This window comes from Mycobacterium sp. (assembly GCF_035570115.1).
Lineage (GTDB): Bacteria > Actinomycetota > Actinomycetes > Mycobacteriales > Mycobacteriaceae > Mycobacterium.
The window spans coordinates 1-10,254 of the sequence record NZ_DATMLH010000006.1 but is presented as its reverse complement, the minus strand read 5'-3'; the positions used below and the strand labels follow the sequence as shown (position 1 = coordinate 10,254).

The window sequence follows — 10,254 nt, the reverse complement described above, 5'->3', positions numbered from 1 at the left end:
GTCGACACCACCGAGAAGCTGGCCTATGAATTCACCGCCGCGCTGAAGGCCGACGGGCCCACCGTCATCGTGGTGCCCACTATTCCGCAAGCCACCCACCTGGGCTGACGCCGCCAGCTCATCGTTGTCTATTTCAAGGAGCGACCATGCCGGTCTATACCTGCACGACGACAACATCGACGCTGACTGCCGACGTCAAGAGCGCATTGGCTCAAGAGATTAGCCGCATCCACGCCGAGATCAACCACGTGCCCAGCACCTATGTCAACGTCGTTTTCCACGAGCTGCCGGCCGGCGGGATTTACACCGACGGCGTGCCCGCGGATCCGGTGCTGGTCAACAGTTGGGTGCGGTCCGGTCACCCATTAGACGAAACAACGCGTCTCGCAACCGCAATCGCGGCCGCCGTGTCCCGGATCGCCAACGTCGACCCCGACCGGGTAATGATGGTGATCCAGAACAGTCCGGCGAGCGGAGCGGTCGAAGGCGGCCGTGTCCTGCCCGAGCCCGGGCAGGAGCAGGCCTGGATCGCCGGAGCATGACGAGCCCTACCTGGAAAGGACTGCATCAAACGTGCCCACCAATTTTGGTGACTTTCAAAACGAGGTCTACGCCGAAGCGGTAAAAGGAATAACGACCCGATACCCGTTCGACTTTGCTTCGATCGAGCGCAAAGCAGCTGAGGCACTTCCGGATTGGGTGTATCGGTATGTGTCGGCAGCCGCGGGTGATGGACGGACCCAGCGCGCGAACATCGCGGCGTTCTCGTGCTACGGCATCGTGCCCCGGATGATGGTCAGCCCGCCCGAACGCGACCTATCGATCCAGCTGTTTGGAAAGAAATTCGTTTCGCCGATGTTCCTTGCTCCGATCGGCTTGGTTGGCTTGTGCGCACCCGACTTTCACGGTGACGTGGCGTCCGCACAAGCATCGGCGGCCACCGGGGTGCCATACACGTTGTCGACGTTCACTCAGACACGGATGGAGGACGTGGTTCCTCATGCGGGCGAAACACCGATCTTCTACCAGCTCTACCTTCCCAGCGACAGGGAGCTGGCGGCAAGTTTGATCAGCCGTGCGGAGAACAGCGGCTATTCCGCCCTGATCGTCACCGTGGACTCCTGGACCCTTGGCTTCCGGCCGATGGACCTCGAACGCGGAAACTTTCCTCAGTTCCGCGGCTTCTGCATGCAGAACTATTACACGGATGAGAACTTCACCAAACACCTCGCCAAGCCGCCGGAAGAAGACCAGCCGGCCGCGCTGGCGCACTATCAGAAAATCTTCGCCCACCCACTGTCGTGGGAGGACCTGCGCTGGATCCGGTCCCAGACGAAGCTTCCCCTCGCCATCAAGGGGATTCAGCACCCTGATGACGCACGCCTGGCGATTGACAACGGTGCAGACGTGCTCTATTGCACCAATCATGGTGGTCGGCAGGCGAATTCGGCCGTCTCGACGTTGCAGTTGCTGCCGGGGATCGTCAAAGCGGCCGGCTCCACACCGGTCATCTTCGACTCCGGCGTGCGTTCGGCAACCGATGCGATCATCGCGTTGGCGCTGGGCGCGACGGCCGTCGGGCTTGGGCGGCCGTATGCTTACGCCCTGTCTTACGGCGGTGCAGAAAGCCTGACCCACTATCTGCGTTCATTCCTGGCTGAACTCGATTTGTGTTTGGCGGTCTGCGGATTCAAGGACATCGCAACCCTCAAGGAGGCCGGTGTCGAAGAGGTCATCAATGCTCGGGCGCTCCTTCCGAGTTGAGTCTCGTCGAGTTGAGGATCCACAACCATGAAGATCACCAACGTCACACTGTCAATACTTCGCACCGAACTCGATGAGACCGTGATCCCGACTCACGGCGCGGTGGACGCGATGCCTCAGCTCGTTTTGGTCTCGGTGTCCACCGCCGAAGGCATCGAGGGGAACTACATCAGCTACCTCATTCCGGCCAAGGCCGTCGAGCATGCCGCCGAGGTCGCCAAGACCATCCTGATCGGGCGGGATACCTACGACGTCGCCGCGTTAAGCCATGAAATGACAACCGCCTTACCGCCATATTCCAACCCGCCCGCCCTGGCCGGCGCCGACGCATGTCTGTGGGACATCAACGCCAAAGCGGCCAACCTGCCGCTGTACAAATACCTTGGGGCGGCGCGCCACGAGATACGCGCGTATGCGAGCACCGTGGCGTACCCGACCATCGACGGCTATGTCGACGCGTTACGCCCCGCAGTTGCCGAGGGTTTCACCGCCGCCAAGTTCCATCCCTTCGGCCAGGCCGACCGAGATATCGAGCTTGCTCGGGCGATCAGGGATGAGTTCCCGAACCTCGACCTGATGATCGACCCGGTGTGCGCGTATACGCTGCCCGAAGCCTTGAGGGTCGGCAAGGTGCTGGACGAGCTCAATTTCTACTGGTTTGAGAATCCCATCTCCGATCACGATCTTGACGGGCTGTCGTACTTGGCAGGCAAGCTCAGTGTTCCACTGGCTATCGGCGAGCAGAACTTCGCCGGGTTCGCGGCCCTGCACCAGTATTTGAGCAACACGAGCGGCTTCTACGTCCGCACCCTGGCCGAGTACGCCGGGGGCGTCACCCAGATGATGAAGTCGGCGCACGCTTGCGAGGCGTTCGGCCACAACTACGAAATCCACAGTTACGGACCCCCACTCAACCTGGCGATGTATCTCAATGTGGCACTTGCCATTCGTAACTGCGACTTCGCCGAGATCATGATCCCGCAGAACCTGCTGGGCATCGGAATGGCTGACCTGCCAACGATAAACGATGACGGCTACATCTCTGCCCCGCAAAAACCAGGCCTGGGTTACGACATCGACCGCGACGAAATCGACAAGCTGACCCTGAAACGGTGCTGACAGCATCAGCGGCCGACATGCCGTGACGCTAAACCGCCGTCGAGGTGGCGCGCGAGAACGGTAAGGTGAGCGCCGCTGCCCTGCAGATGCAGGCGGATGCCACTGTTGCGGGGATGCGTGATGAGGCTGACGGGCCGCGGCGCTGAACGCGGCATGCTGGACCAGTTCGTCGAAGCGATTCGCACCGGCGAGAGCCGGGCGCTCGTGCTGTCCGGTGAGGCCGGTGTGGGCAAGACGGCGTTGCTGGAATATCTGGTCGAGCGCGCAGCGGACTGCCACGTATTGCGGGCCACCGGTGTGCAATCCGAGATGGAACTGGCGTTCTCGGCGCTGCATCAACTTTGCTCACCGATACTCAATCACCTGGACGGCCTGCCCGCGCCGCAGCATGCCGCCCTGCGGACGGCGTTTGGCGTCAGTTCGGGCGCGCCGCCGGACAAGTTCCTGGTCGGTCTTGCCGTGTTGAATCTGCTATCCGATGTCGCCGAGCGCCGGCCGCTTGTGTGTGTGGTGGACGACGAGCAATGGCTCGATCGGGCCTCAGCGCAAGTCCTCGGCTTTGTCGCTCGTCGGTTAGCCGCGGAATCGGTGGGCTTGCTCTTTGCAGCTCGGGTCCGGAGCGACGACCTGACCGGCGTTTGCGAGCTCGCGGTAGCGGGATTGGAAACAGCAGATGCCCGGGCCTTACTGGACAGCGCGCTGGCCGGGCCGCTGGATAGCGGGGTACGGGACCTCATCCTCAACGAGGCTCGGGGCAACCCGTTGGCGCTGCTGGAACTATCGCGAGGCGTGAAGCCCGATCTTTTGGCGGGCGGATTTGGGCTTCTCGGCGCGGTCCAGTTGTCGGAGAGGGTCGAAGAGAGTTTTCGGCGGCGCATCGAGGTGCTGCCCGAGCAGACTCGGTGGTTGCTGCTGGTCGCGGCGGCGGATCCGGTCGGTGATCCCGCACTGGTGTGGCGAGCGGCCGCGCGCTTAGGGATCGACGGTGAAGCGGGGGCCGCGGCGCAGAGCGCGGGGCTGGTCGACTTCGGCACCCGGGTGCGGTTTCGTCATCCGCTCGTCCGCTCGGTGATCCACCGGTCGGCGTCGCTGGAAGACAGACATCGTGCGCACAGGGCGCTGGCGGAGGTCACCGATCCGGATCAAGATCCTGATCGACGGGCATGGCATCGGGCTCATGCCGCGCCCGGACCTGATGAGGACGTCGCCGCTGAGCTGGAACGCTCAGCCGACCGAGCCCAAGCGCGCGGCGGCCTCGCCGCGGCGGCGGCATTCCTGGAACGTGCAACGGCGTTGACGCTCGACCCGGCGCGGCGCGGCGGTCGGGCGCTGGCCGCGGCCTCCGCAAAGGTCAAGGCCGGCGCTTTTGAGGCCGCACAAGAGTTGTTGTCCCTAGCGGGGGAGGAGCCGCTCAGTGATGTCCAGCAGGCTCGAGCTGATCTGATCGCCGCTGAACTCGCCTTCGTCACCAGCCGAGGCAGCGATGCTCCGCCGCTGCTGCTCAAGGCCGCCCGCCGGCTTGAGCCGATCGATGCGGAGCTGTCCTGCGCGACGTACTTGCAGGCACTGTCGTCGGGCTACTTCGCCGGCCGCCTCGCGCTCGGCGGCAGCGTGCTCGAGGTGGCGCGCGCAGCCGGCGCCGCACTGCGGCCGCCACTCACGCCGCGCGCCGCGGATTTCCTGCTGGAAGGTCTGGTGGCGTACTACACCAGGGGATACGGCGCCGGGTTGCCGATGTTGCGGAAGGGACTCGCGACCTTCGGCACCGCCATGCCGGTGGAGGAGGAACTGCGTTGGCAGGGGGCGGCCGGGATCGTCGCCCGCCATGTGTGGGACGCCGATCGGTGGGAGCTGCTGTCGGCTCGGCATGTCGAGCTTGCGCGCGCCGTGGGGGCGCTCAGCGAGCTGCCCATCGCGCTGAATTCGCGTGCTTTCATGCTGATGTTCGCGGGTGACTTGTCCGGCGCCGCCGATTTGATCCAGGAGCTGCAGCCAGCGATCGAGGCGACCCGCAGCACGCTTGCCCCTTACGCCGTCCTCGGCCTGAGGGCTTTCACCGGCAGGGAAGCCGAAGCGGCGACGCTGGCCGAAGCCATCACCGCCAACGCGAATCGCCGCGGCGAAGGCGTCGGTCTGACCATCGTCGAATGGGCAATGGCGTTGCTCTACAACGGTTTGGGGGACTACCAGAAGGCGATGACATCGGCTCAACCCGGCGCCGAGCACTTCGGAAAGATGACGGTACCTCCCTGGGGAGCCGTCGAGCTGATCGAAGCCGCCACCCGTACCGGCCACCGTGACATCGCCACCGACGCCTTCGCGCGGCTGGTCGAGATCACCAGCGCCTGCAGCACCGACTGGGCACTGGGCATCGAGGCGCGCTGTCGCGCACTGTTGAGCGAAGACGACACGGCCGAGGCTTTGTACCGCGAATCGATCGAGCGTCTCGCCGGCACCCGGCTGCGCGCCGATTGCGCCCGCAGTCACTTGCTGTATGGCGAATGGCTGCGCCGGCGCCGCCGCCGCATGGACGCCCGGGACCAGCTTCGCACCGCTCACGACATGCTGGAGACCATGGGGATGGAGGCGTTTGCCGAGCGAGCCAGGCGTGAACTACAGGCCACCGGCGAAACGGCCCGCAAGCGGACGGTCCACCCGGCCGACCAGGTGCTCACGGCGCAGGAGGCGCAGATCGCCCGGATGGCCCGCGACGGCCTGTCCAACCCGGACATTGCTGCGCGGCTGTTCATCAGTGTGCGTACGGTCCAGTACCACCTGAGCAAGGTTTTCACCAAGCTCGGCATCGAGTCGCGAGGGCACCTTGGCCACGCGCTACCGCAATGATGGGCCTACCGCCTGGATTAGCCGTGTGTGTGGGGGTGCTCGAACCTCTCGGGTTGGCTCGGCCCGGTCGCGCACTGTGCAGTTGGCGGATGCGAACGCTTCGACCTCGGTTGATCATGATCGGCTAGGCACGCCGCTCGGCTTGCTCCGGTCGCCGATCACACAGCACCGGCTGTGGTTGACGAGGACGCGATGGACGAACTACTCGTAGAGAACGAACATCCTGCGGACACCAAGGCCACGATCGTCGATTTCGCCGACATCATCGCCCCTGCCTTGAGGGCCCGACACCTAGATGAGCAAGAGCAGGAGCTGCTCGACGAGGTGTCGTGGCGTCCAGAGTTGATGGACTGCGTGCTTCAGGGGCGGATCCTCGACGAATGGGCTGCATGGGAGGCCGCCATCGGTCTTCGGCTGCCAAGCCAGGGCCCGTTCGTGGTGGTCATCGCCCAGGCGCCAGCGATCGGCACGCTGGCTCTGCCCGAAATCGAATCGAAGTTGCGCAGTCTGGACGTGTATTCGGTATGGCGGGTGCTGCCCGACTTGCAGATCGGCATCGTCCACATCAATTCCGACTCACAACTCGACAAAGTCCTGGCCCTGCTGTCTCGCACGGCAACGCACCGCGTGGGCGTAAGTGCTCGCTTCGATGATCTCCGAGACGCGCCGCAGGCTTTGCATGTGGCCAAGGTGACGCTACGGGGACGCGTCGATTCCGGCTCGCGGGTCGCGGTATTCGACGGTTCTCTGTTGGCTACCGCCGCGGTCAGCGCGCCCGCCGTGATGCTTCGGTCAGTCCGGACTGTGCTAGAGCATTTCGACGATCTCGACAACGATGAGCGTGAGCTGCTGTTTGAAACGTTTCGGGTCTGGCAGGAATGCGACGCATCGATGAGTGCGACGGCCGAAGCTCTTGTCTGTCATCCCAATACGGTGCGCTACCGGCTGCGACGAATCGAGAAACGCTCGGGTCGGTCGTTGTCCCGTCCCCGGGATGTAGCCGAGTTATGCCTGGTCTTTGAAGTCCAGCGGCGTCTGATGTAGCCGCCGGGTCACCATCGTGACGGGACGCCCGCGCGAATTCTGGCCACTTCGGTACGGGCGAAGCGCACCCGATCGGTGTCGGCACCGCGTGCGGCAGCAAGCTCGTCAGCGAGGGCATACGCAGCATTGAGCACGTAGCGGGCGCGTCTGCGTTCCTGACGTTTCCGGCCGGCTTTGCGGTAAGCCTTGCGGGCCTTGCGATTCCCGACCATCGCGTCGAGTTCGGCTGTGGTAATGACGTCGCGTGCTTGTTCGGGGGCCATGACATCGCGGACGAAGTCCTGTTCGCGTTTCACAGTCGACCGGTAAACCCGTACAACGATCACGAGCGCTACCACGATCGTCCCGATCAGCAGCCCGATCAGCTTCAGTGCGCTAGGTCCGGCGATGGCGGCCAACGAATCCCACGCCCCGTGCAGCAGCATCGGGATCGCGATCAGGAGCAAACCCCGCCCCAGCTTGCGTGGTTCGCCGGGCCGGCCAAGTAAATAGACCAGACCGGCGCAGAAGATTGCGCTGTAGAGAATGTGCGCGGCGACCCCGCTCACCATCCGCAGAACGATGGTGCCTACCGACGCCCCAATTTGATTCGCGCCGAACTGGGTACCTGCCGACGTCATCGCATAGGTGATGTCCTCAACGATTTGGAATCCCAGGCCAATGAATGCGCCCAGGATGAATCCGTCGAACGCAGTTCGTACTTGCCGTGGCGCCATCGCGATGAGCAACAGCAGGCCCGACCCCTTCGCCCATTCTTCGGTGAATGGGGCCGCAAGGCCCGCACCCCAGTTCAGCGCCCATACCTGGCCGAAGGTTTTCGCGTACAAGGCGAGGATCGCATCGTTGGCGTTGGCCGCCATCGCCCCGGTCGCGGCGAAGCCGCCCCACACAAAAGCGACGACCATGAGTTTGGCGGGGAGTTTGGCGTAGTGGTCGATGTGCTGGGTGAACCACCAGAACAGCGCACCGTAGATGGCGAATGACGTTACCGCCAGCCCGATCGCTTGGCCGTATGCGTCGTACTCGCGCGCGAGCGTTGAGAGGAAGACCAGGATGCCGATCCCGACGAGCAGCAGATATCCCCAGAATGCAAAGTTGCGCGGCTGGTAGAAGCTGAACCGCCTACCCCAGCCGGAGAGGTCGAGCGCGGTGTCGCGAGCGCGATCGAGCTGGGCGATCGTCGTCACTGGCGTCCCCGTCACCGCTTCTCCTCTGCGGTTTGGCTGATGCTGTCGATCATCCGCAAAACCGTGGTCGCGGGCCCCGCGCCGGTATCGGACGGTCCGGTCGCCACGGCTTCAACTCCCCGAGCGTCGAACACGAACGCGGCGACGACGCCGGCGGTATGCGGTCCGGTGATCCGTACTGTCGCACCTTGCTTGCCCTGACCGGTGACGATGGTGGTCGGCGCACCGGTCAAGCGGACGCCGCGACCGCGATTGAGGGCTTCGGAGGTCGCTTCGATCTGGTCGAGGAGTTGATTGGCGTCTCCGTGGAATTGCCCGGTGCGGAGCGTGAATTTCATCGCTCCGTCCTCGACGATCGCGGTCGCGGGATACTCGCCGGACAGTGGGACGTGGCCCGCGCGGAGACCGGAGGTGATGCCCCAGCCGGCCTCCGGAACGAATGTCACGCCGCCTTCGAGCTCCAATACATCGCCGGCCTTGACGATGTCGTGGTAAGGCACGGTCGCGTCGATGACCGGCAACACCACCGACATCACGAGGGCCAGCGCGAAGACCGCCAGTGTCGGGCGAATGGTGCGCCGATCCAGGCCAAACCATCGCTCGTCGGCGGGCACCCAGCGCTCGTCGGGTTCGAATCTTGGGGCTGCGGCCGCCGAGGAAACAGCGGTTTCGGGATCCGGCATACCCGCCCAACCCTTCTGCCCGTTGTGGCGTCGTCTCAGAGGCGTCGGGGTCCGAGAGTAACGACGGCGGGCAGACACGACATCTAAAACGGCGAGATCCGCGACTTCGGCGTAGCTCGCGCGACCATCTCCTAGGCTGCGGGACATGGCCATCGACCGTTTTGCGCTCTTTGCGGGCAGCGTCCGACTTGCCTCGGGTGTCTCGTTTCTCGTCGACCCGCTCCGTGCGAACCGGTTCTGGGGCGACCCGGACGAGCCAACGCCGACGGCGCAACTGCTGTTGCGGTCGATGGGCTACCGGGATGCACTGATCGGCGGGCTGCTCGCCGCCGCGGCGCTGCGTGGCCGAAACACCCGCGGCTGGTTCCTCGCGTCCGCCGGCGCCGACGCGGCCGACCTGCTCGGCGGGACGAGTGTCCACCACGAGATGAAGCGCTCACAACGGCTCATCGGCCTGGGTGGTGCTGCCGTCGGCGTCGCCGCCGGGCTTTGGGGCGCGGTGCGCCCGACCACCAACGGAGCGGACGAGACGCCGGAACACTGACGCGACGTTGTATCGCGCAACATCTTGCGAGTTGCTGGATTGTCGGTGAGAACAGCGACAAAGCATGCCGGTTTGCCCCACGATCCAAAGAGATGGCGTTCGCGCGTAAAGCGTTCGCGCAGCCGGTGATTGCACACCGAGTGGTGGAAGTGGGCTAGGTGAAGCGCTGATGGCCAGGATTCGTGATCTTCGGGATTATCTGGATGTGTTGGAGTCGTTGGGCGATGTGGAGCGTATTGAGCGGCCGGTGAGTGCGGTGTTGGAGGCGGCGGCGATTACGCGGCGGTCGACTGAGCTGGGGCGTGCGGCGCCGTTGTTCGATAACGTGCAGGGGGCTGCGCCGGGGTTTCGTTTGTTGGGGGCGCCGGGTGCGTTGTCTAGTGATCGGAGTCATCGGTTAGCGCGGGTTGCGCTGTCGTTGGGTCTTTCCCATGATGTGAGCGCGCGCGATGTGGTGGAGCATGTGGCGGGGGTGCATAAGAAGTCGCCGATTGCGCCGAAGTTGGTCTCGCGGGATGTGGCGGCGTGTAAGCAGAACGTTTTGTTGGGTGCCGATGCCACGTTGGATCGGTTTCCGGTTCCGCAGGTGCATCCCGATGATGGTGGCCGTTATCTGAACACGTGGGGTGTCATTGTTGCGCGCACACCCGATGGGCGGTGGACGAACTGGTCGATCTCGCGGATCATGATGATCGACGATCGTCATATGACGGGTTTGTTTTTGCCGCAGCAGCATATCGGGATGATTTGGGCGGAGTGGGAAAAGATCGGCGAGCCCATGCCTTTCGCTGTGGTGCAGGGTGGGGATCCTGGTGTGCCGATGGTGGGTGGGATGCCCATTCCCGAGGAGGTGGATGAGGGGACGTTTTTGGGCACGCTGTATGGCGAGCCGGTTGAGGTTGTCAGGTGTGAGACCAATGATCTGGAGGTGCCGGCCGGGGCTGAGGTGGTGATCGAGGGTCATGTGTCGATCAGCCGGGATGCCACGGAAGGTCCGTACGCCGAATTCCATGGGTATGCGCTTCCCGAGACCTCCCCGCAGCCGGTGTACACGATCGAGGCGATCACT

The 10,254-nt window shown here is 64.1% G+C and carries 9 protein-coding genes; 7 read left to right on the top strand and 2 right to left on the bottom strand.

Going from position 1 to position 10,254, the window contains the following annotated elements; genetic code table 11:
* Positions 1 to 146: 146 nt before the first annotated feature.
* From VNW74_RS00520 to VNW74_RS00500, 5 genes are all read left to right on the top strand, one after another.
* Positions 147 to 542: a tautomerase family protein gene (locus VNW74_RS00520; RefSeq protein ID WP_325674651.1), complete on the top strand. Its 396-nt coding sequence runs from the start codon at positions 147 to 149 to the stop codon at positions 540 to 542.
* A gap of 31 nt (positions 543 to 573) precedes the next feature.
* Complete coding sequence (locus tag VNW74_RS00515; protein WP_325674650.1) at positions 574 to 1,764, top strand: alpha-hydroxy-acid oxidizing protein; 1,191 nt, start codon at positions 574 to 576, stop codon at positions 1,762 to 1,764.
* A 27-nt stretch (positions 1,765 to 1,791) separates the two neighbouring features.
* Positions 1,792 to 2,883, top strand: coding sequence for a mandelate racemase/muconate lactonizing enzyme family protein (locus VNW74_RS00510; protein WP_325674649.1), 1,092 nt, complete (start codon positions 1,792 to 1,794; stop codon positions 2,881 to 2,883).
* A 120-nt stretch (positions 2,884 to 3,003) separates the two neighbouring features.
* Positions 3,004 to 5,727 (top strand): helix-turn-helix transcriptional regulator, encoded by a 2,724-nt coding sequence (locus VNW74_RS00505; protein ID WP_325674648.1) that lies wholly within the window; start codon positions 3,004 to 3,006, stop codon positions 5,725 to 5,727.
* Positions 5,728 to 5,919: 192 nt separating this feature from the next.
* Positions 5,920 to 6,771, top strand: coding sequence for a helix-turn-helix domain-containing protein (locus VNW74_RS00500; protein WP_325674647.1), 852 nt, complete (start codon positions 5,920 to 5,922; stop codon positions 6,769 to 6,771).
* An 8-nt stretch (positions 6,772 to 6,779) separates the two neighbouring features.
* Here VNW74_RS00500 and VNW74_RS00495 read toward each other — a convergent pair whose 3' ends face one another.
* On the bottom strand, positions 6,780 to 7,973 hold the full coding sequence (locus tag VNW74_RS00495) for a PrsW family intramembrane metalloprotease (RefSeq protein WP_325674646.1): 1,194 nt from the start codon (positions 7,971 to 7,973) through the stop codon (positions 6,780 to 6,782).
* On the bottom strand, positions 7,970 to 8,641 hold the full coding sequence (locus VNW74_RS00490) for a hypothetical protein (RefSeq protein ID WP_325674645.1): 672 nt from the start codon (positions 8,639 to 8,641) through the stop codon (positions 7,970 to 7,972). The genes VNW74_RS00495 and VNW74_RS00490 overlap by 4 nt, the downstream gene beginning before the upstream one ends.
* 145 nt (positions 8,642 to 8,786) lie before the next feature.
* Here VNW74_RS00490 and VNW74_RS00485 point away from each other — a divergent pair, with 145 nt between their 5' ends.
* Together VNW74_RS00485 and VNW74_RS00480 are read left to right on the top strand one after the other, a co-directional pair.
* Positions 8,787 to 9,185, top strand: coding sequence for a DUF4267 domain-containing protein (locus VNW74_RS00485; protein ID WP_325674644.1), 399 nt, complete (start codon positions 8,787 to 8,789; stop codon positions 9,183 to 9,185).
* A 169-nt stretch (positions 9,186 to 9,354) separates the two neighbouring features.
* On the top strand, positions 9,355 to 10,254 hold a 900-nt coding region (locus tag VNW74_RS00480; protein ID WP_325674643.1), incomplete at its 3' end, for a UbiD family decarboxylase.

Coding starts and splice junctions, on each gene's coding strand:
- VNW74_RS00490 (WP_325674645.1), bottom strand. CDS start 8,641: ATGCCGGATCCCGAAACCGCTGTTTCCTCGGCGGCCGCAGCCCCAAGA.
- VNW74_RS00510 (WP_325674649.1), top strand. CDS start 1,792: ATGAAGATCACCAACGTCACACTGTCAATACTTCGCACCGAACTCGAT.
- VNW74_RS00485 (WP_325674644.1), top strand. CDS start 8,787: ATGGCCATCGACCGTTTTGCGCTCTTTGCGGGCAGCGTCCGACTTGCC.
- VNW74_RS00505 (WP_325674648.1), top strand. CDS start 3,004: ATGAGGCTGACGGGCCGCGGCGCTGAACGCGGCATGCTGGACCAGTTC.
- VNW74_RS00500 (WP_325674647.1), top strand. CDS start 5,920: ATGGACGAACTACTCGTAGAGAACGAACATCCTGCGGACACCAAGGCC.
- VNW74_RS00520 (WP_325674651.1), top strand. CDS start 147: ATGCCGGTCTATACCTGCACGACGACAACATCGACGCTGACTGCCGAC.